Origin of the sequence: Streptomyces mauvecolor (genome assembly GCF_039532965.1) — a bacterium.
Taxonomy (GTDB): Bacteria; Actinomycetota; Actinomycetes; order Streptomycetales; family Streptomycetaceae; genus Streptomyces; species Streptomyces violascens.
Window position 1 is genome coordinate 35,920 of record NZ_BAAASQ010000042.1, and the last position, 23,277, is coordinate 59,196.

The 23,277-nt window shown below is 71.0% G+C and carries 22 protein-coding genes; 19 read left to right on the forward strand and 3 right to left on the reverse strand.

Going from position 1 to position 23,277, the window contains the following annotated elements:
- The first annotated feature begins 82 nt into the window (after positions 1–82).
- The 7 genes from ABD346_RS34975 (at position 83) to lgt (ending at position 5,801) form a co-directional block, all read left to right on the forward strand.
- On the forward strand, positions 83–517 hold the full coding sequence (locus tag ABD346_RS34975) for a DUF2752 domain-containing protein (protein ID WP_344380392.1): 435 nt from the start codon (positions 83–85) through the stop codon (positions 515–517).
- A gap of 166 nt (positions 518–683) precedes the next feature.
- Positions 684–1,493, forward strand: coding sequence for an indole-3-glycerol phosphate synthase TrpC (gene trpC, locus ABD346_RS34980; protein WP_344380345.1), 810 nt, complete (start codon positions 684–686; stop codon positions 1,491–1,493).
- Positions 1,494–1,497: 4 nt separating this feature from the next.
- Positions 1,498–1,653 carry a tryptophan biosynthesis modulator TrpM gene (gene trpM, locus ABD346_RS34985; RefSeq protein ID WP_344380394.1) on the forward strand — a complete coding sequence of 52 codons (156 nt, stop codon included), beginning with the start codon at positions 1,498–1,500 and terminating at the stop codon, positions 1,651–1,653.
- Between the two features lie 155 nt (positions 1,654–1,808).
- Positions 1,809–3,062, forward strand: coding sequence for a tryptophan synthase subunit beta (gene trpB, locus ABD346_RS34990; protein WP_344380346.1), 1,254 nt, complete (start codon positions 1,809–1,811; stop codon positions 3,060–3,062).
- Positions 3,059–3,874 carry a tryptophan synthase subunit alpha gene (trpA, locus tag ABD346_RS34995; RefSeq protein ID WP_344380347.1) on the forward strand — a complete coding sequence of 272 codons (816 nt, stop codon included), beginning with the start codon at positions 3,059–3,061 and terminating at the stop codon, positions 3,872–3,874. Before trpB ends, trpA begins: the two co-directional genes overlap by 4 nt.
- Before the next feature lie 84 nt (positions 3,875–3,958).
- On the forward strand, positions 3,959–4,780 hold the full coding sequence (locus ABD346_RS35000; protein ID WP_344380348.1) for a DsbA family protein: 822 nt from the start codon (positions 3,959–3,961) through the stop codon (positions 4,778–4,780).
- 79 nt (positions 4,781–4,859) lie between these two features.
- Positions 4,860–5,801, forward strand: coding sequence for a prolipoprotein diacylglyceryl transferase (gene lgt / locus ABD346_RS35005; protein ID WP_344380349.1), 942 nt, complete (start codon positions 4,860–4,862; stop codon positions 5,799–5,801).
- 102 nt (positions 5,802–5,903) lie between these two features.
- On the opposite strand, the gene rbsK is transcribed toward lgt, so the two are convergent.
- Positions 5,904–6,791 carry a ribokinase gene (gene rbsK / locus ABD346_RS35010; RefSeq protein ID WP_344380350.1) on the reverse strand — a complete coding sequence of 296 codons (888 nt, stop codon included), beginning with the start codon at positions 6,789–6,791 and terminating at the stop codon, positions 5,904–5,906.
- Positions 6,792–7,024: 233 nt separating this feature from the next.
- On the opposite strand from rbsK, the gene ABD346_RS35015 reads away from it, so the two are divergent.
- The 8 genes from ABD346_RS35015 (at position 7,025) to ABD346_RS35050 (ending at position 17,756) form a co-directional block, all read left to right on the forward strand.
- Positions 7,025–7,756, forward strand: a complete 732-nt coding sequence (locus ABD346_RS35015) for a VIT1/CCC1 transporter family protein (RefSeq protein WP_344380351.1) — start codon at positions 7,025–7,027, stop codon at positions 7,754–7,756.
- A 433-nt stretch (positions 7,757–8,189) separates the two neighbouring features.
- Positions 8,190–12,782 (forward strand): glutamate synthase large subunit, encoded by a 4,593-nt coding sequence (gene gltB, locus ABD346_RS35020; RefSeq protein ID WP_344380352.1) that lies wholly within the window; start codon positions 8,190–8,192, stop codon positions 12,780–12,782.
- Positions 12,775–14,235, forward strand: a complete 1,461-nt coding sequence (locus ABD346_RS35025; RefSeq protein ID WP_344380353.1) for a glutamate synthase subunit beta — start codon at positions 12,775–12,777, stop codon at positions 14,233–14,235. Before gltB ends, ABD346_RS35025 begins: the two co-directional genes overlap by 8 nt.
- A 194-nt stretch (positions 14,236–14,429) precedes the next feature.
- On the forward strand, positions 14,430–14,648 hold the full coding sequence (locus ABD346_RS35030) for a hypothetical protein (RefSeq protein ID WP_344380354.1): 219 nt from the start codon (positions 14,430–14,432) through the stop codon (positions 14,646–14,648).
- An 8-nt stretch (positions 14,649–14,656) separates the two neighbouring features.
- Positions 14,657–15,763, forward strand: coding sequence for a hypothetical protein (locus ABD346_RS35035; RefSeq protein WP_344380355.1), 1,107 nt, complete (start codon positions 14,657–14,659; stop codon positions 15,761–15,763).
- A 111-nt stretch (positions 15,764–15,874) separates the two neighbouring features.
- The gene (locus ABD346_RS35040) at positions 15,875–16,438 is read left to right on the forward strand and encodes a HutD/Ves family protein (RefSeq protein WP_344380356.1); all 564 of its coding nucleotides are present in this window, start codon (positions 15,875–15,877) and stop codon (positions 16,436–16,438) included.
- 14 nt (positions 16,439–16,452) lie between these two features.
- Positions 16,453–16,977, forward strand: coding sequence for a pyridoxamine 5'-phosphate oxidase family protein (locus ABD346_RS35045; protein WP_344380357.1), 525 nt, complete (start codon positions 16,453–16,455; stop codon positions 16,975–16,977).
- Between the two features lie 59 nt (positions 16,978–17,036).
- Complete coding sequence (locus ABD346_RS35050) at positions 17,037–17,756, forward strand: SDR family oxidoreductase (protein ID WP_344380358.1); 720 nt, start codon at positions 17,037–17,039, stop codon at positions 17,754–17,756.
- A 133-nt stretch (positions 17,757–17,889) separates the two neighbouring features.
- On the opposite strand, the gene ABD346_RS35055 is transcribed toward ABD346_RS35050, so the two are convergent.
- Positions 17,890–18,870: an acyl-CoA dehydrogenase family protein gene (locus ABD346_RS35055; RefSeq protein ID WP_344380359.1), complete on the reverse strand. Its 981-nt coding sequence runs from the start codon at positions 18,868–18,870 to the stop codon at positions 17,890–17,892.
- Positions 18,867–20,036 carry an acyl-CoA dehydrogenase family protein gene (locus ABD346_RS35060; RefSeq protein WP_344380360.1) on the reverse strand — a complete coding sequence of 390 codons (1,170 nt, stop codon included), beginning with the start codon at positions 20,034–20,036 and terminating at the stop codon, positions 18,867–18,869. The genes ABD346_RS35055 and ABD346_RS35060 overlap by 4 nt, the downstream gene beginning before the upstream one ends.
- Positions 20,037–20,090: 54 nt before the next feature.
- Between ABD346_RS35060 and ABD346_RS35065 the strand changes: the two genes are divergently transcribed.
- The 4 genes from ABD346_RS35065 (at position 20,091) to ABD346_RS35080 (ending at position 23,146) form a co-directional block, all read left to right on the forward strand.
- A complete protein-coding gene (locus ABD346_RS35065) occupies positions 20,091–20,879 on the forward strand; it encodes an SDR family oxidoreductase (protein ID WP_344380361.1) in 789 nt (262 codons plus the stop codon).
- 21 nt (positions 20,880–20,900) lie between these two features.
- Positions 20,901–21,515 (forward strand): TetR/AcrR family transcriptional regulator, encoded by a 615-nt coding sequence (locus ABD346_RS35070; protein ID WP_344380362.1) that lies wholly within the window; start codon positions 20,901–20,903, stop codon positions 21,513–21,515.
- Between the two features lie 26 nt (positions 21,516–21,541).
- Positions 21,542–22,699 (forward strand): acetyl-CoA C-acetyltransferase, encoded by a 1,158-nt coding sequence (locus ABD346_RS35075; RefSeq protein ID WP_344380363.1) that lies wholly within the window; start codon positions 21,542–21,544, stop codon positions 22,697–22,699.
- 243 nt (positions 22,700–22,942) lie between these two features.
- Complete coding sequence (locus ABD346_RS35080) at positions 22,943–23,146, forward strand: cold-shock protein (RefSeq protein WP_030362889.1); 204 nt, start codon at positions 22,943–22,945, stop codon at positions 23,144–23,146.
- Positions 23,147–23,277: the final 131 nt, after the last annotated feature.

Below are 23,277 nucleotides of genomic sequence, written 5' to 3' on the forward strand. Positions count from 1 at the left end.
GGCTGCGCCTTTCCCTGTGAACGGGGACAATCGCCCAGTGGACGCAGACCTGCCGAACCCCGCCCCGGCCCACCCGGCCGCGATGCCCGGCCTCCCGGCGCAGCCGGCCGCCCCGCCGGGCACCCCGGTCAAGAGGCTGCTGGTGCCGCTCGGCACGCTCGCAGCGGTGGCCTCGGCCTTCGCGTACGTGGGTCTGGTCGACCCGAACCAGCCGGGCCACTACCCGGTCTGCCCGCTGTTCCGGTTCACCGGTCTCTACTGCCCGGGCTGCGGCGGGCTGCGCAGCGCGCACGACTTCATCACCGGGCACTTCGCGGCGGCCGTCCACTCCAACGCGCTGGCCGTCGCCGGCTATCTGCTCTTCGCCGTGGGCTGGGTCCTGTGGGCCGTCCGCTCGGCCCGGGGGCTGCCCCTGCGATGGACTCCGAGTGATCGCCAGTTCTGGCTGATCGGATCGGCCGTGGTGATCTTCTCGGTGGTCCGGAACCTGCCGTTCGGCTCCGTACTCGCGCCATGACGGAATCGGTATATCCGCAGGTGACGTCCCAATTATTGGGACGCCGGTCAACCGGATGCGACCCCTTCGCTCCGGTGCGGATACCATCGTCATGGCTGATCGTGACCGCTCGTGAGGGTCACCCTCGTCCTGACCGACATCACCGTCCCGGAAGGGGGCCGCTCGCGTGAGTGTGCTCGACGAGATCATCGAAGGCGTCCGCGCCGACCTCGCAGAGCGGCAGGCGCGTGTCAGCCTCGACGAGCTGAAGGAGCGCGCCGAGAAGGCGCCCCAGGCCCGGGACGGGGTCGCGGCCCTGCGCGGCGACGGCGTGAAGGTCATCTGCGAGGTCAAGCGCTCCAGCCCCTCCAAGGGTGCGCTCGCCGCCATCGCGGACCCCGCGGCCCTCGCCGCCGACTACGAGGCGGGCGGCGCGTCCGTCATCTCCGTACTGACCGAGCAGCGCCGCTTCGGCGGCTCGCTCGCCGACCTGGAGGCCGTCCGGGCCAAGGTCGACATCCCGGTCCTGCGCAAGGACTTCATCGTCACGGCCTACCAGCTGTGGGAGGCCCGCGCGCACGGCGCCGACCTCGCGCTGCTCATCGTCGCCGCCCTGGACCAGCCGGCCCTGGTGTCCCTGATCGAGCGCGCCGAGTCGATCGGGCTCACCCCGCTGGTCGAGGTGCACGACGAGGACGAGGTCGACCGGGCCGTCGACGCGGGCGCCAAGATCATCGGCGTCAACGCGCGCAACCTGAAGGACCTCAAGGTCGACCGCACCACGTTCGAGCGGGTCGCCCCGGAGATCCCGAACCACATCGTCAAGATCGCCGAATCCGGCGTCCGCGGCCCGCACGACCTCATCGCGTACGCCAACGCGGGCGCCGACGCCGTCCTGGTCGGCGAGTCCCTGGTCACGGGCAAGGACCCGCGCGCGGCCGTCGCCGACCTCGTCGCGGCGGGCGCCCACCCGGCCCTGCGCCACGGGCGGAGCTGACCCGATGTCCATTGCCGTCCGCCTCGCACCCGGCTGCCGCCCCCGCGGCTGCCGCGCTCCGGCGCGCCGGGTGCACGGACGGCGGGTGCGGTACGTGATCGGCTCGGAGCCGGGCCAGGTCAACGGCATGCGATGGCGCAGCGGCCTGAGCGCCGCGTGAGTGAGGCGCCCCTTTTCCAGGGGCGCGGGAACCGCCCGACCAGCCGGATACGGCCTGGAGTCGTGCTCTGAACTCACCACCTGCGGCGCTTGGGCGCACTCACGCCATCAAGCCGACCCAGGACCGGGGCTGCGACGCCCCCGCGAGGTATCCGCATGTCCAACGAGAACGAGTTCTTCGTACCCGACCCAGAGGGTCAAGTCCCCAGCCCCCAGGGCTACTTCGGTGCCTTCGGAGGCAAGTTCATCCCCGAGGCCCTGGTGGCCGCGGTGGACGAGGTGGCCGTCGAGTACGAGAAGGCCAAGCACGACCCGGCCTTCGCGGCCGAGCTCAACGACCTGATGGTCAACTACACGGGCCGGCCCAGCGCCCTGACCGAGGTGCCCCGCTTCGCCGAGCACGCGGGCGGTGCCCGGGTCTTCCTCAAGCGCGAGGACCTGAACCACACCGGCTCCCACAAGATCAACAACGTGCTCGGTCAGGCGCTGCTCACCAAGCGCATGGGCAAGACCCGCGTCATCGCCGAGACCGGGGCGGGCCAGCACGGCGTCGCCACCGCCACCGCCTGCGCGCTGTTCGGCCTCGAATGCACCATCTACATGGGCGAGATCGACACCCAGCGCCAGGCGCTGAACGTCGCCCGGATGCGGATGCTGGGCGCCGAGGTCGTCCCGGTCACTTCCGGCAGCCGCACCCTCAAGGACGCCATCAACGAGGCGTTCCGCGACTGGGTCGCCAACGTCGACCGCACGCACTACCTGTTCGGCACGGTCGCGGGACCGCACCCCTTCCCCGCGATGGTGCGCGACTTCCACCGTGTGATCGGCGTCGAGGCCCGCCGCCAGATCCTGGAGCGCGCCGGACGCCTGCCCGACGCGGCCGTCGCCTGCGTGGGCGGCGGTTCGAACGCGATCGGCCTGTTCCACGCCTTCATCCCGGACGCCTCCGTACGCCTCATCGGCTGCGAGCCGGCGGGCCACGGCGTCGAGACCGGCGAGCACGCGGCGACCCTGACCGCGGGCGAGCCGGGCATCCTGCACGGTTCACGGTCGTACGTCCTCCAGGACGAGGAGGGCCAGATCACCGAGCCCTACTCGATCTCGGCGGGCCTGGACTACCCGGGCATCGGACCGGAGCACTCCTACCTGAAGGACATCGGCCGCGGCGAGTACCGCGCGGTCACCGACGACGCGGCGATGCAGGCCCTGCGCCTGCTCTCGCGCACCGAGGGCATCATCCCGGCGATCGAATCGGCGCACGCGCTCGCGGGCGCGCTCGACGTCGGCAAGGAGCTCGGCAAGGACGGGCTGATCGTGATCAACCTGTCCGGCCGCGGCGACAAGGACATGGACACGGCCGCGCGCTACTTCGGCCTGTACGACGGCGGACACGAGGGGGACGCGAAGTGAGCGGGAACGTAGAGCTGCTGAACGACACCCTCGCCAAGGCGAAGGCCGAGAACCGGGCCGCGCTCATCGCCTACCTGCCGGCCGGCTTCCCGACCGTCGACGGCGGCATCGAGGCCATCAAGGCCGTATTCGACGGCGGCGCCGACGTCGTCGAGGTCGGCCTGCCGCACAGCGACCCGGTCCTGGACGGCCCGGTCATCCAGACCGCCGACGACATCGCCCTCAAGGGCGGCGTGAAGATCGCCGACGTGCTGCGCACGGTCCGCGAGGCCCACGCGGCCACCGGCAAGCCGGTCCTGGTCATGACGTACTGGAACCCCATCGACCGCTACGGCATCGAGCGCTTCACCGCCGAGCTCGCCGAGGCGGGCGGCGCGGGCTGCATCCTGCCCGACCTGCCGGTCGAGGAGTCCGGGGTGTGGCGTGAGCACGCCGAGAAGCACGGCCTCGGCACGGTGTTCGTGGTCGCCCCGAGCAGCAAGGACGACCGCCTCGCCACGATCACGGCGGCCGGTTCGGGCTTTGTGTACGCGGCCTCGCTGATGGGCGTCACGGGCACCCGGGAGTCGGTCGGCGCCTCGGCCGAGGACCTGGTGCGCAGGACCCGGGCGACCACGGAACTCCCGGTCTGCGTGGGCCTCGGCGTCTCGAACGCGGTCCAGGCCAAGGAGGTCGCGGTCTTCGCCGACGGCGTGATCGTCGGCTCGGCCTTCGTCAAGCGCATGCTGGACGCGCCGGACCACGCCGCGGGCCTGGTGGCCGTACGGGAACTGGCGGCCGAGCTGGCCGAGGGCGTTCGCCGGGCGTCGTAGCGCGCTCATCACACGGATAACCCGTAAGGGTGGAAGTGGGACCGGGGAGGCACGAGCGTGCCTCCCCGGTTCGTTGCTGCGGGTGTGAGTGACAACCGTGATGCGAAGCGGGCCGCGCGAGACCGGCTCATCCAACAACGCGAGCAGCAGAAGGCGGGCGAGCGCCGCCGACGGCAGGTGATCGTGGCCGGAGCCGTGGTGGGCGTACTCGGCCTGGCCGCGGTGATCGGCGTGATCGCCGCGAACGCGGGCGGCAGCGACAACGCCAAGAGCGCGAGCACGAGCGGCCCGGTGGTGGCCCCCGCCGGAGCCGACGACAAGGACAAGCCGGCCATCCCGGTCGGCGCCGCCGACGCGCCGTCCACGCTCACGGTGTGGGAGGACTTCCGCTGCCCGGCCTGCGCCGCGTTCGAGAACGGCCTGAGGGCCACCATTCACGAGCTGGAGAACAGCGGCCAGATCCGCGTCCAGTACCACCTGGTCACCCTCATCGACGACAAGACCCGCGGCGGCGGCTCGCTGCACGCGGCCAACGCGGCGGGCTGCGCGCAGGACGCGGGGAAGTTCTCCGCGTACCACGACGTCCTCTACACCAACCAGCCCGACGAGATGGACGACGCGTACGCGGACAACGCCAAGCTGCTCGATCTGGCCAAGAAGGTGCCGGGCCTGGACACGCCGGCCTTCCGCTCCTGCGTCCAGAACGGCACGCACAACAGCTGGGTCGTGAAGTCCAACCAGGCGTTCCAGGCCGGCAAGTTCAGCGGCACGCCGACCGTGCAGCTCAACGGCGAATCGATCTTCCCGGCGAAGGGCAACGAGCAGATCACCGCGGCCAACCTGAAGAAGTGGGTGGCGCAGGCCAACAAGGGCAAGCCGGCCGGAAAGGCGAGCCCGGCCTCCTGAGCCCCGGGTCCCTCGTTACTCATAAGTTGCCGGGCGGGTTGCCGCTGCGCCCGTCCGGCACGGTAGCGTCGACCCTGCCATGGAACTTGCCTTCATCCCCAGCCCGTCGACCGGTGTGATCCACCTCGGACCGATCCCGCTGCGCGGCTACGCCTTCTGCATCATCATCGGTGTCTTCGTCGCCGTCTGGTACGGCAACAAGCGGTGGGTCGCCCGAGGCGGCCGCTCCGGCACCGTCGCCGACATCGCCGTCTGGGCGGTGCCCTTCGGACTCGTCGGCGGCCGGCTCTACCACGTCATCACCGACTACCAGCTGTACTTCAGCGACGGTGAGGACTGGGTCAACGCCTTCAAGATCTGGGAGGGCGGCCTCGGCATCTGGGGCGCGGTCGCGCTCGGTGCGGTCGGCGCCTGGATCGGCTGCCGCCGCCGGGGCATCCCGCTCCCCGCCTGGGCCGACGCGCTGGCCCCCGGCCTCGCCTTCGCCCAGGCGATCGGCCGCTGGGGCAACTGGTTCAACCAGGAGCTGTACGGCCGCCCCACCGATGTGCCCTGGGCGCTGAAGATCACCGAGGGCCCGAACCGGATCGCGGGCACCTACCACCCGACGTTCCTGTACGAGTCCCTGTGGTGCGTCGGCGCCGGCTTCCTGGTCATCTGGGCCGACCGCCGCTTCAAGCTGGGCCACGGCCGGGCGTTCGCGCTGTATGTCGCCACGTACTGCGTGGGCCGGTTCTGGATCGAGTACATGCGGGTCGACGAGGCCCACCACATCCTGGGCCTGCGCCTGAACGACTGGACGGCGGGCGGCGTCTTCCTGCTGGCGGTCGCCTACATCGTGATCTCGACGAAGCTACGTCCGGGCCGCGAGGAGATCGTCGAGCCCGGAGCGCAGGACGATGCGGCCGAGGAGAAGGACGGCGCGTCCGTGTCCCTGGACAAGGACGACCCCGCCGAGCCGACGCACGAGCCGAAGGCGGAGTCGTCCGTGGCTTCGGAGCCGGAGCCGAAGAAGGCCTGAGTCGGCAATCGGGGGATTCAGCCCCTCCGGCGTGTGAGGAGCGGGGGCTCGGGGGCGGAGCCCCCGCGGTGCTGGGCGCATCCCCCGCTCCCCCGGATGGGCCTACGCATCGATCTCCGTCCGGTACGGCATCGACGTAGCCGCCCCCGGCCGTTGCACCGACAGCGCTGCCGCGCTGGACGCCCAGGCCAGGGCGTCCATCATCGGGCGGCCCTCGGCCAGGGCCACCGCCAGGGCGCCCACGAAGGTGTCGCCCGCGCCTGTCGTGTCCACGGCCGTGACCGGCGGGGCCAGGACCGCCACCGGCTCCGGCTGGGCCCGGGACGCGTACAGACAGCCCCGCGCGCCGAGCGTGATCACGACCTCCGGCACGTGCGCGAGGAGCGCGCCCGCGGCCCGCTCGGGGTCGCCCGAGATGCCGGTCAGTGTCGCGGCCTCGTGCTCGTTGGGCACCAGCAGGTCGGTGACGGCGAGGAGTTCGGGCGGCAGCGGCCGGGCGGGCGCGGGGGTCAGGATCGTACGGACCCCGTTGCGCCGGGCCGCTTCCGCGCCCTCCAGGACCGCGCTCATCGGCAGTTCCAACTGGATCAGCAGGGACCGCGCCTCGGCGATCATCGCGCGGTCCGCGTGGCTGAGCGAGGTGACCGAGCCGTTGGCGCCCGGGATGACGACGATCGCGTTGGCGCCGTCCCGGTCGACCACGATGTGGGCGGTGCCGGAGGGGCCCTCGGTGGTGCGCAGCAGATCGATGTCGACCCCCGAGTGTTCGAGCGTGGCCCGCAGCCGGTCGCCGAACTCGTCCGTGCCGACCGCGCCGATCATCGCCACCTCCGCCCCGGCCCGGGCGGCGGCGACGGCCTGGTTGGCGCCCTTGCCGCCGGGGATGGTGCGGAACTCGTGGCCGGTGACGGTCTCGCCGCTGCGCGGCGCGGTGGTGACGTACGCGACGAGGTCCATGTTGGTGCTGCCGAGCACGGTGATCCGGGTCATGCCGGGATTGTCCACCCTGGGCGGCCGGTTCCGTGGGTGCGGGGTGCCCGGCGCGTTCGGCGAAGGCCGTGTGCGACGCATCCCGGGCCCCTCAGGAAGGCCTTGCTTACTGAGCCCAACCTCACTAAGTAAGGCCTTACTTGCTGGCGCGGCCCTTACATCGAGCGTAGTTTCGACGGTGTTGAGGGGGCGCGGGACGTGAAGTGCCCGCTGCCGAAAGCAAGGGGATAGCTGTGTCCATCATCGATACCGAAGCGACGCTGCACGAGGCGCACCGCGACAACCACACCCACCGCGATGTCAACGGTGGCTGGCTGCGCCCGGCCGTGTTCGGTGCGATGGACGGCCTGGTCTCCAACCTCGCCCTGATGACGGGCGTCGCCGGCGGCGCGGTCTCGCACCAGACCATCGTCATCACCGGCCTCGCCGGTCTCGCGGCCGGCGCCTTCTCGATGGCGGCCGGCGAATACACCTCGGTCGCCTCGCAGCGCGAGCTCGTCGAGGCCGAACTCGACATCGAGCGGCGGGAGTTGCACAAGCACCCGGCCGACGAGGAGCGCGAGCTCGCCGAGCTCTATGTGTCGCGCGGCGTCGAGCCGAAGCTCGCCCGCGAGGTCGCCCGCCAGCTCTCGCAGGACCCCGAGCAGGCGCTGGAGATCCACGCCCGCGAGGAGCTCGGCATCGATCCGTCCGACCTGCCCTCGCCCACCGTGGCCGCGGTCTCCTCCTTCGCCTCCTTCGCGCTCGGCGCGCTGCTGCCCCTGCTGCCGTACCTGCTGGGCGCGAGCGCGCTGTGGCCCGCGGTGCTGCTCGCACTGATCGGCCTCTTCGGATGCGGCGCGGTGGTCGCCAAGGTGACGGCCCGCTCGTGGTGGTTCAGCGGCCTGCGCCAGCTGGCCCTCGGTGGCGCCGCGGCCGCCCTGACCTTCGGCATCGGCTCCTTCTTCGGTACCGCCATCGGCTGACGAACGCCGAGGTCATCACACGGGGCGGGGCCATTCGGCGCCGCCCCGTGTGACGTACGTCCTGCGCGCTTTTCCGCCGCGAGCCGTAGAATGGCGGAGTATGCATAGGGCCACATAAGTAATCGTTACTCGGCGGTTTCGGATCTTTTACCGCCGGGCATAGGCCGTACACACCCAACCAGCACGCCCGCGTGCGCCCTCGTGGGCAACGAAGCCCGCACCCCCTGGGTGTCCGCATGCTGGAATGCACTATCCGGTTCCCGAGATACGTTCCATCATGTAACCTGCACGAAATTTCGCAGAGGGCCAACGTCGTCCCTCGGCTACGCCTCCCACGCTCTCCTCCCCCAAGCTCTCAACTTCGTTCGAGCAGGGGGGACCCCCAGATCGAGCAGGGAAGCCCCCCATGCCACTAACGACGACGGGAGAGCCGATGCGTTCCGACGCCTGGTCGCCCATGGACGGTCGCCCCGCCCAGCAGGGGATGTACGACCCCCGTAACGAGCACGACGCCTGTGGCGTCGGGTTCGTGGCCACCCTCACCGGTGTTGCCAGCCATGAGCTGGTCGAGCAGGCCCTGACCGTACTGCGCAATCTGGAACACCGCGGTGCCACCGGCTCCGAGCCGGACTCCGGTGACGGCGCCGGCATCCTGCTCCAGGTTCCGGACGCGTTCCTGCGCGAGGTCACGGACTTCGAGCTGCCCGAGGCAGGCTCGTACGCCGTCGGTATCGCCTTCCTGCCCCTGGAGGAGACCGCCGAAGCCGTCTCACGGATCGAGACGATCGCGGGCGAAGAGGGCCTCACGGTCCTCGGATGGCGCGAGGTCCCCGTCACCCCCGCACTGCTCGGCAATGGCGCCCGCGCCACCATGCCCGCCTTCCGCCAGCTGTTCGTCGGTGGGGGCACCTCCCGGACGGAGTCTGGGGGAGGCAGCTCGTCCGGCATCGCGCTCGACCGCAAGGCCTTCGTGCTGCGCAAGCGCGCCGAGCGGGAGGCCGGTGTCTACTTCCCGTCGCTCTCCGCCCGGACCATCGTCTACAAGGGCATGCTGACCACCGGCCAGCTGGAGCCGTTCTTCCCGGACCTCTCCGACCGCCGCTGCGCCACCACCGTCGCCCTCGTGCACTCGCGGTTCTCCACCAACACGTTCCCGTCCTGGCCGCTGGCCCACCCGTACCGCTTCGTCGCGCACAACGGCGAGATCAACACGGTCAAGGGCAACCGCAACTGGATGGTGGCCCGCGAGTCCCAGCTCGCCTCCGGCCTGTTCAACTCCGGCGCCGGCAAGCTCGACCGCATCTTCCCCGTCTGCACGCCGGACGCCTCCGACTCCGCGTCCTTCGACGAGGTGCTCGAACTCCTCCACCTCGGCGGCCGCTCGCTGCCGCACTCGGTCCTGATGATGGTCCCCGAGGCGTGGGAGAACCACGAGTCGATGGACCCGGCACGCCGTGCCTTCTACCAGTTCCACGCCACGATGATGGAGCCCTGGGACGGTCCGGCCTGCATCACCTTCACCGACGGCACCCAGGTCGGCGCGGTCCTCGACCGCAACGGCCTGCGCCCCGGCCGGTACTGGGTGACCGACGACGGCCTCGTGGTGCTGTCCTCCGAGGTCGGCGTGCTCGACATCGACCCGGCGAAGGTCGTCCGCAAGGGCCGCCTGCAGCCCGGCAAGATGTTCCTCGTCGACACCGCAGAGCACCGCATCATCGAGGACGACGAGATCAAGGCGTCCCTCGCCGCCGAGAACCCGTACAAGGAGTGGCTGGAAGCCGGCGAGATCGAGCTGGAGGACCTGCCCGAGCGTGAGCACATCGTGCACACCCACGCCTCGGTCACCCGCCGCCAGCAGACCTTCGGCTACACCGAGGAAGAGCTCCGCGTCATCCTCGCGCCGATGGCCCGCACCGCCGGAGAGCCGCTCGGCTCCATGGGTACGGACTCGCCGATCGCCGCGCTCTCCGAGCGCCCCCGGCTGCTGTTCGACTACTTCACCCAGCTGTTCGCGCAGGTCACCAACCCGCCGCTCGACGCCATCCGCGAAGAGCTCGTGACCAGCCTGCGCTCCACGCTCGGCCCGCAGGGCAACCTCCTGGAGCCCACCGCCGCCTCGTGCCGCAGCGTCACGCTGCCCTTCCCGGTCATCGACAACGACGAGCTGGCGAAGCTGATACACATCAACGCCGACGGCGACATGCCGGGCATGAAGGCCGCCACGCTCTCCGGCCTGTACCGCGTCTCCGGCGGCGGCGACGCGCTTGCCGCCCGCATCGAGGCCATCTGCAAGGAGACCGACGCCGCGATCGAGGACGGCGCCCGCCTGATCGTCCTTTCCGACCGGCACTCCGACGCCGAGCACGCGCCGATCCCCTCGCTGCTGCTCACCGCCGCCGTCCACCACCACCTCATCCGTACCAAGCAGCGCACCCAGGTGGGTCTGCTCGTCGAGGCCGGTGACGTCCGCGAGGTGCACCACGTCGCGCTGCTCATCGGCTACGGTGCCGCGGCGGTCAACCCGTACCTCGCCATGGAGTCCGTCGAGGACCTGGTGAGGGCCGGCACCTTCATCGAGGGCCTGGAGCCCGAGCAGGCCATCCGCAACCTGATCTACGCGCTCGGCAAGGGCGTCCTGAAGGTCATGTCCAAGATGGGCATCTCGACGGTCGCCTCCTACCGCGGCGCCCAGGTCTTCGAGGCCGTCGGTCTCGAAGAGGCCTTCGTCCAGAAGTACTTCATCGGCACCGCCACGAAGATCGGCGGTGCGGGTCTGGACGTGGTCGCGCGCGAGGTCGCCGCCCGGCACGCCAAGGCCTACCCCGCCTCCGGCGTCCCCTCGGCGCACCGCGCCCTGGAGATCGGCGGCGAGTACCAGTGGCGCCGCGAGGGCGAGCCGCACCTGTTCGACCCGGAGACGGTCTTCCGCCTCCAGCACGCCACGCGCAACAAGCGGTACGACATCTTCAAGAAGTACACCGACCGTGTGAACGAGCAGTCCGAGCGCCTCATGACGCTGCGCGGCCTGTTCGGCTTCAACTCCGACCGCGAGCCGATCTCCATCGACGAGGTCGAGCCGGTCTCCGAGATCGTCAAGCGCTTCTCGACCGGCGCCATGTCGTACGGCTCCATCTCGCGCGAGGCCCACGAGACGCTCGCCATCGCCATGAACCAGCTGGGCGGCAAGTCCAACACCGGTGAGGGCGGCGAGGACGCGGAGCGCCTGTACGACCCGGCGCGCCGCTCCTCCATCAAGCAGGTCGCCTCCGGCCGCTTCGGTGTGACCAGCGAGTACCTGGTCAACGCGGACGACATCCAGATCAAGATGGCGCAGGGTGCCAAGCCCGGCGAGGGCGGCCAGCTGCCCGGCCACAAGGTCTACCCGTGGGTCGCCAAGACCCGGCACTCCACCCCGGGCGTCGGCCTCATCTCGCCGCCGCCGCACCACGACATCTACTCCATCGAGGACCTGGCTCAGCTGATCCACGACCTCAAGAACGCCAACCCGGCCGCGCGCATCCACGTGAAGCTCGTGTCCGAGGTCGGCGTCGGGACGGTCGCCGCGGGTGTCTCCAAGGCGCACGCGGACGTCGTCCTCATCTCCGGCCACGACGGCGGAACCGGCGCCTCCCCGCTCACCTCGCTGAAGCACGCGGGCGGCCCCTGGGAGCTCGGCCTGGCCGAGACCCAGCAGACGCTGCTGCTCAACGGCCTGCGCGACCGCATCGTCGTGCAGACCGACGGCCAGCTCAAGACGGGCCGCGACGTGATCATCGCCGCGCTGCTCGGCGCCGAGGAGTTCGGTTTCGCGACCGCGCCGCTCGTCGTCTCCGGCTGCGTCATGATGCGCGTCTGCCACCTGGACACCTGCCCGGTCGGCATCGCCACCCAGAACCCGGTGCTGCGCGACCGCTTCTCGGGCAAGCCGGAATTCGTCGTGAACTTCTTCGAGTTCATCGCCGAAGAGGTCCGCGAGATCCTGGCCGAGCTCGGCTTCCGTACGATCGAGGAGGCCGTCGGCCACGCCGAACTCCTCGACACCGACCGGGCCGTGACCCACTGGAAGGCCCAGGGCCTCGACCTGGAGCCGCTGTTCTACGTGCCCGAGCTGCCCGAGGGCGCCGTGCGTCACGCGGTGATCGAGCAGGACCACGGCCTGGAGAAGGCGCTGGACAACGAGCTGATCAAGCTCGCCGCCGACGCCCTGGAGGCCGAGTCCGCCGAAGCCGCCCAGCCGGTCCGCGCGCAGATCGCGATCCGCAACATCAACCGGACCGTGGGCACCATGCTCGGCCACGAGGTGACGAAGAGGTTCGGCGGCGCGGGCCTGCCCGACGACACCATCGACATCACCTTCACCGGCTCGGCAGGACAGTCCTTCGGAGCCTTCGTGCCGCGCGGTGTGACGCTGCGCCTGGAGGGCGACGCCAACGACTACGTCGGCAAGGGCCTCTCCGGCGGCCGGGTCGTCGTCCGCCCGGACCGCGGTGCCGAGCACCTCGCCGAGTACTCGACGATCGCGGGCAACACCATCGCCTACGGCGCGACCGGCGGCGAGCTGTTCCTGCGGGGCCGCACCGGCGAGCGCTTCTGCGTCCGCAACTCGGGTGCCACCGTCGTCTCGGAGGGCGTGGGCGACCACGGCTGCGAGTACATGACCGGCGGCCACGCGGTCGTCCTCGGCGAGACCGGGCGCAACTTCGCGGCCGGCATGTCCGGCGGCATCGCCTACGTCGTCGACCTGGACCGGGACAACGTCAACTCCGGGAACCTGAACGCCATCGAGACACCGAGCGACACCGACAAGCAGTGGCTGCACGACGTCGTGCGCCGCCACTTCGAGGAGACCGGCTCGACGGTCGCCGAGAAGCTGCTCGCCGACTGGTCCGTGAACGTGGACCGCTTCAGCAAGATCATCCCGACCACGTACAAGGCAGTGCTCGCCGCCAAGGACGCCGCTGAGCTCGCCGGTCTCTCCGAGCAGGAGACCACCGAGAAGATGATGGAGGCGGCGACCAATGGCTGACCCCAAGGGCTTCCTGACCACCGGGCGCGAGGTCGCCAAGACCCGCCCGGTGGGCGAGCGCCTCAAGGACTGGAACGAGGTCTACGTTCCCGGTTCCCTGCTGCCGATCATCAGCAAGCAGGCCGGGCGCTGCATGGACTGCGGCATCCCGTTCTGCCACAACGGCTGTCCGCTGGGGAACCTGATCCCCGAGTGGAACGACTACGCCTACCGCGAGGACTGGCAGGCCGCTTCCGAGCGCCTGCACGCCACGAACAACTTCCCGGAGTTCACCGGGCGGCTGTGCCCGGCACCCTGCGAGTCGGCATGCGTGCTCGGCATCAACCAGCCCGCCGTCACCATCAAGAACGTCGAAGTCTCGATCATCGACAAGGCGTGGGACACGGGCGACGTCAAGCCGCAGGCGCCCGAGCGCCTGTCGGGCAAGACCGTCGCGGTCATCGGCTCGGGCCCGGCCGGCCTGGCCGCCGCCCAGCAGCTGACCCGGGCCGGACACACGGTCGCCGTGTACGAGCGCGCCGACCGCATCGGCGGCCTGCTGCGCTACGGCATCCCCGAGTTCAAGATGGAGAAGGTGCACATCAACCGCCGCATCGAGCAGATGCGCGCGGAGGGCACCAAGTTCCGTACCGAGGTCGAGATCGGCCGCGACATCGACGCCGCGAAGCTGCGCAAGCGCTACGACGCGGTCGTCATCGCGGCCGGCGCCACGGTCTCGCGCGACCTGCCGGTCCCGGGCCGTGAGCTGAACGGCATCCACTTCGCGATGGAGTACCTGCCGCTCGCCAACAAGGTGCAGGAGGGCGACTTCGTGGCGCCTCCCGTCACCGCCGAGGGCAAGCACGTCGTGGTCATCGGCGGCGGCGACACCGGCGCGGACTGCGTGGGCACCGCCCACCGCCAGGGCGCGGCCTCGGTCACCCAGCTGGAGATCATGCCCAAGCCGGGCGACGAGCGGAACCCGGGCCAGCCCTGGCCGACCTTCCCGATGCTCTACAAGGTGACCTCCGCGCACGAGGAGGGCGGCGAGCGCGTCTACTCCGTCTCGACCACCCACTTCGAGGGCGACGAGGACGGCAACGTCCAGTTCCTGCACCTCGTCGAGGTCGAGTTCGTCGACGGCAAGCTGACCCAGAAGCCGGGCACGGAGCGCAGGATCCCCGCCCAGCTGGTCACCCTCGCCATGGGCTTCACCGGCACCGACCAGGCCAATGGCCTGGTGGCGCAGTTCGGCCTGGAGCTCGACGAGCGCGGCAACGTCGCGCGCGACGCGGACTTCGCGACCAACGTCGACGGCGTGTTCGTCGCCGGTGACGCGGGCCGCGGCCAGTCCCTGATCGTCTGGGCGATCGCCGAGGGCCGCTCCGCGGCGCGCGGCGTCGACCGCTACCTGACCGGCGCGAGCGACCTGCCCGCCCCGATCCGCCCCACGGACCGAGCGCTCACCGTCTGACGCCCAGTCCAGAACCCCTCATACGTCCCGTACAACGACGTGCGGAACTGACCGGCGCCCGCCCCACTGTCCCCGACCGGACGACTGGGCGGGCGCCGCGGCGTGTTCGGTCCACGGCCCGCGCCACGTATTGACTATTAGTCAATTGCACTCCACTCTCGGGACGAGCCGCCGTCCGTCACCGGGAGGTCCTTGTGAGCAACGAAGCGCTGTCGCAGTTGAGTACGGAGCTGGGGGCAGCCCCTCCGGACTCGCTGGCCGAGCTGACAGAGGATCAACTCGCCTCTTTGGCAGGTGCGTTGAGGAAAGAACGCGAGAGCCGGGCGGCCGGTCTCGGCGAGGCCGCCGAAGAGGCCCTGAAGCTGGTGCCCGCCCTCGCCCGCGGCCCCGTCCGCCGCATCCTCTTCAAGTGAGGCCGGCCATGGACACCCGCGACAAGCTCCGCAACCGCGCCGAGACCGAGAAGATCGCGGCCCTGCTCGACGAGCGCCCCGAGCACCTGGCCTTCCTGGCCACCCTGCCCACCGACGACCTGCACAAGCTCCGCGAACAGGCGGTGGCCGCGCTGTTCGACGGGGCCCCCGACATGCTGGACCGCATAGCGAAGGCGACCAGACTCGTCCCGGCCGGAGTGGCCGCGGCCATCTCGCAAAAAGCACTGGGCCCACGGCTGGCCGCAGCCGTCGCGGGCCGCCTGGAACCGGCCCGGGCCGCCGACATCATCGAGAAACTGCCCGTGGCGTTCACCGCCGCCTCCTGCGCCCACCTGGACCCGCGCCGCATCGCGGGCATAGTGGACCGCCTGGACGAGAACCTGCTCGTACGGATCTCGGTGGCCCTGGCCGAACGCGGCGACCACCTCACGATGGGCCGCTTCGTCGGCCGCCTGCGCGACTCGGCGCTGACCCGGATCCTGCCGCAGGTGGACGACGCGGTGGTGCTCCGTACCGGTTTCGCGGTGGACCAGCCCCAACGCCTCGGCAGGATCATCGAGTTGATGGGCGAGGAGCGCCTGGCCCAGGTGATCGCCTCGGCCGCCGACGGCCTGTGGCCGGAGGCCCTGGCGGTGGCGGGCATGGTGACGGGGGAGCAGCGCGCCCGGATCGCCACCCTGGCCGCGCGCCAGCCGCAGGCACGCCTGGACACGCTGGTGCGCACGGTGGCCACCCAGAACCTGTGGGAGTCGCTGCTGCCTCTGGTGGCCCTGCTGCCCGAGGAGGACCGCCGGTCGGTGGCGGTACTCCCCTCCCTGACGGACCCGTCGGTCCTGGCCGGAGTGGTCCCGGCCGTAGTGGCGACGGCCCTGTGGGCAGAGTTCCTCCCCTTGGTGGACCTGCTGCCGGAGGACTCCCGCAAGGTGGTGGCAGACGCCGCGGGAGCCCTTGCGGACGAGGACCTGGACGCCCTGGCAAGAGAGGTCGACAAACAGAACCTGTGGGACCTGGTGCTGCCGCTGGTGGAGCTGATGGAGGACGAGGCAAAGGAGCGAATCTTCACCCTGCCGTCCTTCCAGGACCAGACCCCGTAGGACGCGACCGGCAGACGAAATCCGGCACCCCTCCTCCTCCCGCGGAGCGAGTCGCGTAACCTCGCCACCGGGTGGCCCCCGGAACCACCCCGCGCGAAAGGGGCCGCAAGGGTGAGGACGCTACGGGCCGCCGCCAGGCGAGCCGTGCCGTGGAAGAACGGTGGTGGGGTGACCCGCGGTATCGCCGCCCACCCCGAAGGCGCGGGGACGGCCGACTTCGAGTGGCGGGTCAGCCTCGCGGAGGTCGGTGCGGACGGCCCGTTCTCCGGGTTCCCCGGCGTGGACCGGATCCTCACCGTCGTCGAGGGCGCCGGCATGGACCTCACCGTGGACGGTCAACGCCGCCTCGTGGACGAGCGGTTCGTGCCCCAGCACTTCCCCGGCGACGCCCCCACCGACTGCCGCCTCCTGGCCGGCCCCGTCGTCAACTTCAACGTCATGTTCCGCAGGGGCCGCCCCGCCCCGGCGGTCGCCGTGGTGCGGGGCGGACTCACCGTCTCCGGGCCCGCCCTGATCGTCGCGCTCGACGCCCCCGCCCGGGTCGACGGCGTACGCCTCGGTCCGTACGACGCGGTGCTCACCGGGGAGAGCGCAGCGGTGCTACGGGCGGAGGGGCACGCGGCGGTCGTCACCCTCCCGCCCCGGCAATCCGGACAGGAGATGTCGGGTATCTGAGGTTTCCTGGGGTCATGGCAACCAAGGAGACAAGAACCACGGCGGTCGGCTGGACGGAGTTCCACCAGGTCGAGGCGCAGTTCGCCGGGCTCGTCGAGGCCCGGTTCAAGAAGTACAAGCACCATGTCCTGGCCACCCTGCGCAAGGACGGCTCGCCCCGGGTGACCGGCCTTGAGGTGGACATCCGGGACGGCGAGCTGTGGCTCGGCATGATGCCGAACTCGATGAAGGCCCTCGACCTGCGCCGCGACCCGCGCTTCTCGGTGCAGGCCAACCCCGGCCCCGACGCCGAGATGGCCGACGGTGACGTACGGGTCAGCGGCCGGGCCGTGGAGGTCACCGACCCCGCGGTCAAGGCGGCCTACGCCGCGCAGGTCGAGCCGCCCGAGCCGTTCCACCTCTTCCGCGCCGAGCTGACCGAGGTCGTCCACACGGGCGTGGAGAACGACGAACTGGTCGTACGGGCCTGGCGACCCGGCAGCGCCCTGCGCACGCTGCGGCGCGGCAACGGGGAGGAGAGCCTGCGCGAAGACGCCTGAGGCGTCGGCCGCTAAGGTCGCCCTGGGCATGCGACGGGTCCGAGAATCCAGGGGAGTTCATGAACAGCGAGCACAACGACGGCGCGGTCACCCTTGTCACCGGAGGGGCGAGCGGGATCGGCGCCGCGACCGTCCGGCGGCTCCTGGACGGCGGCCACCGGGTCGCCGTCACCGGCCGCGACCAGGCGAAGCTGGACGCCTTCGCCGCCGAACTCGGCGCGGGGGAGCGGGTGTTGGCGGTTGCCGCCGACACCACCGACCTCGCGTCGATCGGCGCGGCCGTCGAGGCGACCGTCAAGAACTTCGGGCGGCTCGACCACGTCGTCGCCAACGCCGGTTTCTCCACCCACGACAACCTCGCCAACGGCGACCCCGAGCACTGGCGCGAGATGTTCATGGTCAATGTGCTCGGCCCGGCGGTCCTGGTGAAGGCCGCGCTGCCCGCGCTCACCGAGAGTGGCGGCCGCATCGTGATGGTGGGCAGCACGGCGGGGGTCAAGAACACCCCGGGCAACATGTACTCGGTGACCAAGGGCGCGCTGACCTCGCTCGCGGAGAACACCCGCGTCCTGGTCACCGGCTCGGGCGTCGGCGTGACCCTGGTCGCGCCGGGCCGCGTGGACAGCCCGTTCTGGGAGAGCCACTCGACGGGTGTGGTCCCGGACGGCCCCGCGATGACCCCGGAGAACGTGGCCGAAGCGATCGTGTGGGCGCTGGCCCAGCCGGCCGGGGTAGAGGTCAACCAGGTTGTGGTCCGCCCCACGGGCCAGCTCCACTGAGTTGCTCAGGGCGACCCCGCGGGGTGCGTTGCCCCCCTCCGTACGGGTCAGCCCTGAAAAAAAATCAGCCCCTCCGGCGATTGAGGAGCGGGGGCCCGGGGGCAGAGCCCCGGTACCCGAGCACAAACCCCGCTCAGCCTCCCAGCACTGCCGCGCGGCACTCCGGTGGCGAACCCCACGCATCCCTCAGCGGACGCGCCTTCCGCAGCCACAGCGACAGGTCGAGCTCCTGGGTGTAGCCCACCGCACCGTGCAACTGCAGTGCGGTCCGGGCGGCGGCGTACGCGGCCTCGCCCGCCGTCACCTTCGCCGCGGCCACATCGCCCGGCGCGAGCGACAGCGCCGCCCCGTACAGCAGCGGCCGCGCGAACTCCACCGCGACCAGCGTGTCCGCGAGCCGGTGCTTGACCGCCTGGAACGACCCGATGGGCGCCCCGAACTGGGTGCGCTGCTTGACGTACGCCACGGTCCGGGCGAGCAGTGCCTCCGCGATCCCGAGGCACTGGCCTGCCGCGGCGAGCCGCGCCCAGACCGTGGCGTACGCGACGGACTCCTCCACCTGGGGCCCTGTGGCGAGGAGTTCACCGCCGGGCAGCGGGCGGGACAGCCGCCGGGCCGGGTCGGCCGAGGGCTGGACGGGGCCGTGGCCCGGCGCGAGCCGCACCTCCCGGCCGGTCACCGCGAGCACCACGTCCGCCGCGTCCGCGTCGAGCGCGTACGGGCTCGCGCCCGGGAACAGCACGCTCGCCGCGCACGCGCCCGACACGACCCCGGGCAGCAGGCGCTTGGCCGGCCCCTCCTCGCCCAGCTCCGCGAGCCGGGCGAGGAGAACCGATGCAGCGACCGTCTCCACCAGCGGGCCAGGCGCCGCATGCCGCCCCAACTCGACGCAGGCGACGGCCAGTTCGACGGGAAGCGGCCCGACCCCCTCGTACGCCTCGGGTGCGGCGAGCGCGAACACCCCGGCCCCGGCGAGCCGGGACCACAGGGCGCGGCCGGGCCCGGAGTCCCCCGCGCCCCAGGCCCGTACCGCCGAGGAGGTGTCGGCGGCGGTCAGCATCGCGTCCAGGGAGTGGGCGAAGTCGCGCTGTTCCGGGGTGAGCAGGAACCTCATCGGCGGCCCTTCGGCAGGCCGAGCAGGCGCTCGGCGATGATGTCGCGCTGGATCTCGTTCGTCCCCGCGTAGATCGGGCCGGCCAGCGAGAAGACATGGTTCTCGGCCCAACTGCCGTACACAGGAGCCTCGTCGGCGTCATCGGAAAGCTCGCCGTACGGGCCGAGCAGGTCGAGTGCCGTCTCGTGCAGGGCGATGTCGTACTCCGACCAGAACACCTTGTTCAGGCTCGACTCGGCGCCGATGGTCTCGCCCGCGGCGAAGCGGGAGGCGTTGGCGCTGGTGAAGAGCTGATAGGCGCGCGCCCCGATCACCGCGTCCGCGACCCGGTCGCGCAACGCGGTGTCCGCCGGGTCGCCCGCCGCGCGCCACAGCTCCACGAGCCGGGCGGCCGAGGCGAGGAAGCGGCCGGGGGAGCGCAGCATCAGGCCGCGCTCGTTGCCGGTCGTCGACATGGCGATCCGCCAGCCCGCGCCCACCTCGCCGATGACGTCCTCGTCCGGCACGAAGACACCGTCGAGGAACAGCTCGGCGAAGGCCGGCTTGCCGTCGAGGCGGCCGATGGGGCGGACCGTCACGCCGGGCGCCCGCAGGTCGAACATCAGATAGGTGAGGCCCTGGTGGGGCTTGGCCGCGTCCGGATCCGTACGGAAGATGCCGAAGGCGCGGTCGGCGAACGCGGCCCGCGACGACCAGGTCTTCTGCCCCGAGAGCAGCCAACCCCCTTGTGTGCGCACCGCTTTGGACCGCAGGGAAGCGAGGTCCGAGCCGGCCTCCGGCTCGGACCAGGCCTGCGCCCAGATCGTCGCGCCGCTCGCCATCCCCGGCAGGATCCGCGCGCGCTGCTCGGGCGTCGCGTGGTCGAACAGGGTGGGCGCGAGCAGGTTGATCCCGTTCTGCGAGACGCGTCCGGGGCCACCCGCCGCGAAGTACTCCTCCTCGAAGACCAGCCACTTGAAGATGTCGACGCCCCGGCCCCCGTACTCCTCGGGCCACGACACCACCGACCAGCGGTCCGCGTGCATCCGCGCCTCCCACTTCCGGTGGGCTTCGAAGCCGGCCGCCGTCTCCAGCGAGGGGAGCGGCACGGCCGGGACGTGGGCGGCGAGCCAGTCGCGCGCCTCGGCCCGGAAGGCCTCCTGGTCGGGCGTGGGGTCCAGGTCCATGGGTACGGCACACCATCCTTCCCTAACAAGTGTTTGGTAGGTTAACGTGGCGCCGTGACGGACAACAAGGCTCAGTACGTGCCCGGCCACGGCCTCCTCGACGGCCGCACCGCCGTCGTCACGGCCGCGGCCGGCGCCGGGATCGGCGGCGCCACCGCCCGCAGGCTCCTCGAAGAAGGCGCCCGCATCGTCATCGGCGACGCCCACGCCCGCCGCCTCAAGGAGACCGAGCAGGCGCTCGCCGCCGAGTTCGGCGCCGGCAAGGTCGCCTCCGTGCCCTGCGACGTGACCGACGAACAACAGGTCGCCGCCCTCTTCGCGCTCGCCGCCCGCGAACACGGCGGACTCGACATCGTCGTCAACAACGCAGGACTCGGCGGCACTTGCTCCCTCGTCGACATGAGTGACGAAGCGTGGTCCAAGGTCCTCGACGTCACCCTGAACGGCACCTTCCGCTGCACGAGGGCGGCCCTGCGCGCCTTGAAGGACTCGGGGCGCCAAGGCGTGATCGTCAACAACGCGTCCGTCGTCGGCTGGCGCGCCCAGGCCGGGCAGGCCCACTACGCCGCCGCCAAGGCGGGCGTCATGGCGCTCACCCGGTGCGCGGCGATCGAGGCCGCCGAGTTCGGCGTGCGGGTCAACGCGGTCGCGCCCAGCCTCGCCATGCACCCGCACCTGGTGAAGGTCACCTCCGCCGAACTCCTCGAAGAGCTCACCGCCCGCGAGGCGTTCGGGCGCTACGCGGAGCCCTGGGAGGTCGCCAACGTCATCGTGTTCCTGGCCAGCGGCTACTCCTCGTACCTGACGGGCGAGGTCGTCTCCGTCAGCAGCCAGCACGCGTAGCGGGGACGACACAATGGGCGGGTGCCGACGAACAAGAAGAAGACGCAGGTGACCGCCTCGCCCGAGCGACGTCGCGAACTCCTCGCCACGGCGGCCGAGGTGTTCGCCGCCCACGGGTACAACGCCACGACCGTCCGGAAGATCGCCGACGAGGCGGGCCTGCTCGCGGGCAGCCTCTACTACCACTTCGACTCCAAGGAGTCGATGCTCGACGAGATCCTCTCGACCTTCCTGGACGAACTCTGGGAGGGCTACGACGCCGTGCTCGCCGCCGGGCTCGGCCCGCGGGAGACCATCGAGGCCCTGGTCACCGAGTCCTTCCGGGAGATCGACCGGCACCGCGCCGCCGTCGCGATCTACCAGAAGGAGTCCAAGCACCTGGTCGCGCTGCCCCGCTTCCACTACCTGGCCGACTCGCAGCAGAAGTTCGAGAAGGCATGGCTCGGAACCCTTGAGCGCGGGGTCGCCTCGCACGCCTTCCGCGCCGACCTGGACATCCGCCTCACCTACCGCTTCGTGCGCGACACGGTGTGGGTGGCCGCGTCCTGGTACCGCCCCGGTGGCGGGCACAGCCCGGAGGAGATCGCCCGCCAGTACCTCTCGATGGTCCTGGACGGAATCGCCGTACGTACGTAACTCGCTTATGTGATTGGGGAGTTGGCATGTCCGAGGCCTACATCGTCGAAGCGGTACGCACCCCGGTGGGCCGGCGCGGGGGAGGGCTCTCGGCGGTCCACCCCGCGGATCTCGGAGCCCATGTCCTGAAGGCGCTGATCGAGCGCAGCGGCGTCGACCCGGCCGCCGTCGAGGATGTCGTCCTCGGCTGCCTGGACACCGTGGGCCCGCAGGCCGGCGACATCGCCCGGACGTCCTGGCTGGCGGCGGGCCTGCCGGAAGAGGTCCCGGGCGTCACCATCGACCGCCAGTGCGGCTCGTCCCAGCAGGCGATCCACTTCGCCGCGCAGGGCGTGCTCTCGGGCACCCAGGACCTGGTGGTGGCGGGCGGCACCCAGAACATGTCGATGATCCCGATCGCCTTCGCCTCCCGCCAGGCCGCCGAACCCCTCGGCCTGACCGACGGCCCCTACCTCGGCAGCGAGGGCTGGCGGGCCCGCTACGGGGACGCTCCGGTCAACCAGTTCCACGGCGCGCAGCTGATCGCCGAGAAGTGGGGGATCTCGCGCCGCGACATGGAGGAGTTCGCGCTGAGCTCGCACCGGCGGGCCGTCCGCGCCATCGACGAGGGCCGCTTCGCCCGCGAGACCGTCGCGTACGGAGACGTGACGGCGGACGAGGGGCCGCGCAGGGACACCACCCTGGAGAAGATGGCCGGCCTCAAGCCCGTCGTGGACAGCGGCACCATCACCGCGGCCTGCTCCTCGCAGGTCTCCGACGGCGCGGCCGCCCTCCTCATCGCCTCCGAGCGCGCCGTCGCCGAGCACGGGCTGACCCCGCGCGCCCGCATCCACCACCTCTCGGTCCGCGGTGAGGACCCCATCCGCATGCTGTCCGCCCCGATCCCGGCCACCGCGCACGCCCTGAAGAAGACCGGCATGAAGATCGACGACTTCGACCTGGTCGAGATCAACGAGGCCTTCGCGCCGGTCGTCCTCGCCTGGCTGAAGGAAACCGGCGCCGATCCGGCCCGGGTCAACGTCAACGGCGGCGCGATCGCGCTAGGCCACCCGCTCGGCGCGACCGGCGTCAAGCTGATGACGACGCTGCTGCACGAGCTGGAGCGCACGGGCGGCCGCTACGGGCTCCAGACGATGTGCGAGGGCGGCGGCCAGGCCAACGTGACGATCATCGAGCGGCTGTGAGCTGCCGGGGGACCCGTCCGCGGGTCCCCCGGGGTGACGTGTCACACGGACGCGCCGCAGGGCGGCGTGCTATCGTGGTGGCTGTTGCAGTTTTGGTACCCATATACTTTATGTGCGCCTGACGGGAATGATCCTCAGGCGCATTATTTGTTTCCGGGGTTTCTCCGGATGGGCTCAATGCGGCGACGAGGAATCCGTAAATCCGCGGATTTCCGGAACTGCCCCTGTCTTAGGAGAAATGACATGGCTACTGGCACCGTGAAGTGGTTCAACTCGGAAAAGGGCTTCGGCTTCATCGAGCAGGACGGCGGCGGCCCCGACGTCTTCGCCCACTACTCCAACATCGCCTCCTCCGGCTTCCGTGAGCTCCTCGAGGGCCAGAAGGTCTCCTTCGAGGTCACCCAGGGCCAGAAGGGCCTGCAGGCGGAGAACATCGTTCCCGCCTAATCGCCGACGAGGCGTATTTTGCAGCCGCGGTTCCAGCGGCTCGCGAATTTCGCAGCCGGGGCCCGCACCCTCAGGTGCGGGTCCCGGCTTGTGCTGTCTTGTCCCAGGAAGGCAAATTCCGTATGACGCGC

Bases quoted from the DNA above. Each gene is read 5' to 3' on its own strand.
- ABD346_RS35055 (WP_344380359.1), bottom strand. From the start codon at position 18,870: ATGAGGTTCCTGCTCACCCCGGAACAGCGCGACTTCGCCCACTCCCTG.
- lgt (WP_344380349.1), top strand. From the start codon at position 4,860: ATGGAACTTGCCTTCATCCCCAGCCCGTCGACCGGTGTGATCCACCTC.
- ABD346_RS34975 (WP_344380392.1), top strand. From the start codon at position 83: ATGCCCGGCCTCCCGGCGCAGCCGGCCGCCCCGCCGGGCACCCCGGTC.
- ABD346_RS35080 (WP_030362889.1), top strand. From the start codon at position 22,943: ATGGCTACTGGCACCGTGAAGTGGTTCAACTCGGAAAAGGGCTTCGGC.
- gltB (WP_344380352.1), top strand. From the start codon at position 8,190: ATGCGTTCCGACGCCTGGTCGCCCATGGACGGTCGCCCCGCCCAGCAG.
- rbsK (WP_344380350.1), bottom strand. From the start codon at position 6,791: ATGACCCGGATCACCGTGCTCGGCAGCACCAACATGGACCTCGTCGCG.
- ABD346_RS35050 (WP_344380358.1), top strand. From the start codon at position 17,037: ATGAACAGCGAGCACAACGACGGCGCGGTCACCCTTGTCACCGGAGGG.
- ABD346_RS35060 (WP_344380360.1), bottom strand. From the start codon at position 20,036: ATGGACCTGGACCCCACGCCCGACCAGGAGGCCTTCCGGGCCGAGGCG.
- trpM (WP_344380394.1), top strand. From the start codon at position 1,498: ATGTCCATTGCCGTCCGCCTCGCACCCGGCTGCCGCCCCCGCGGCTGC.
- trpB (WP_344380346.1), top strand. From the start codon at position 1,809: ATGTCCAACGAGAACGAGTTCTTCGTACCCGACCCAGAGGGTCAAGTC.
- ABD346_RS35035 (WP_344380355.1), top strand. From the start codon at position 14,657: ATGGACACCCGCGACAAGCTCCGCAACCGCGCCGAGACCGAGAAGATC.
- ABD346_RS35075 (WP_344380363.1), top strand. From the start codon at position 21,542: ATGTCCGAGGCCTACATCGTCGAAGCGGTACGCACCCCGGTGGGCCGG.
- ABD346_RS35025 (WP_344380353.1), top strand. From the start codon at position 12,775: ATGGCTGACCCCAAGGGCTTCCTGACCACCGGGCGCGAGGTCGCCAAG.
- ABD346_RS35045 (WP_344380357.1), top strand. From the start codon at position 16,453: ATGGCAACCAAGGAGACAAGAACCACGGCGGTCGGCTGGACGGAGTTC.